The sequence below is a fragment of the Mesorhizobium sp. M0437 genome, assembly GCF_040321335.1.
Lineage (GTDB): Bacteria > Pseudomonadota > Alphaproteobacteria > Rhizobiales > Rhizobiaceae > Mesorhizobium.
The window spans coordinates 1-1,317 of the sequence record NZ_JAMYRK010000211.1 but is presented as its reverse complement, the minus strand read 5'-3'; the positions used below and the strand labels follow the sequence as shown (position 1 = coordinate 1,317).

Below are 1,317 nucleotides of genomic sequence, written 5' to 3'. Positions count from 1 at the left end.
ACGGAGGCACGTTGGCCGCGTGACAGTGAGCTATGCTGGAGATTGGGGTGACGAGGCTGATCAAGCCTTCCAACAGTACCAGCCTGATCAATTACAGCGAGAGCTACCGGTCCGGAGATCGCATCAGCGCCTCTGTCGTCAAGAGAGCTGTTCTGCTTGACCCCAGCCATGGAGCTCAACGCCCCGCGTCGGAGCGCTCCCTGCTTCTGAAGGAAGCCATTAGGTCCGCTCGGGCTTGATCGGAGGCTTGGCTGATGGACGTCGTGGTTGCTTCGCTCAGTTGCCGCCCCATGGCGCGGCTTTGCGGATTATCAGTCCTCTGCCTCTTCGCCGGTCTCAACAGCGCTGTGTAATGTTCATTGTTTATGATGACGCCCCCGCTGTTCACGAGGTTGCTCCTGTCAAGTGTACTCGTCAGTCCGTCCTGGGCCTCACGCTTCTTGCCCAAGTGCCGTTCAAACGGCGCTGGCGCGACTTGTTGAGCTCGAGAGATGGGTCCCTGCTCTCCTGCGTGGCCATGAGCTTGTGCCGCGGTCTGCGCAGCGGCGTCCCCAATGGCACGAGCCTCCATGCCGACTGCGTCTTCCGGACGAGCAGCAAGGGCAATTTCGCGCCCGAGTGCGAACTTCCGGACATGAGTTAGTGCACTGATGTCAGCGGTTTTCATATAGCGCTTGGCATCTTCATCCAGCGACCGCTCGTGAAGCCGATCCGCAATCCCCGGCTTTTTGTTTTCAACCAAGCATTGACTGAAACGTCTAAGAGCAGACCCATAGACCTCAACGGTACGGGGTTTCGGCCCGGTCGGCGCTGCCTCGTACGCTTTGATGAGAGCCGCTGTGTACTCTCTGATGAGCACGGCGTCGGCAGGGTGGGGATTCAGGGCAGGGCGGCCCACCACTGGCGCTCCGCCCGCCCACGTCTTGAGACGACCCAGTGACCCAGCCACGGCCGAGGGGCCGCCACCCCAGATCTCGTACTCCTTGCGATCCCGATCCAGCGACGAATCGTGAAGCCGATCCGCAATCCCCGGCTTGTTATTTTCAACGAGCCAATGACCAAAGCCGAAAAGAATATCTACATGGCGCTTGACCGTGATCTCCCCGACCTTACCGGCATAGAGTGCTGACCTCAGCCCTTCGACAAGGGTCGCATCGTTGGAATAAAGAGGACCCTTGTCGGGACCGGAGACCACTTTTGGGCGATCTGGCTGCACCGCCGCCGGCACAGAACGAGCATGGTCACGCAACTCGGACGGTGCGGGGGGATTCAGATCAACCACTGACGAATCCGGCGCATGATGATGGCGCGCCGTTG

At 60.1% G+C, this 1,317-nt stretch carries 1 pseudogene; it reads right to left on the bottom strand.

The window, feature by feature from the left end:
- Nucleotides 1-175: 175 nt before the first annotated feature.
- Nucleotides 176-1,317: pseudogene (locus tag NKI72_RS35030) on the bottom strand (hypothetical protein); the annotation flags it as partial.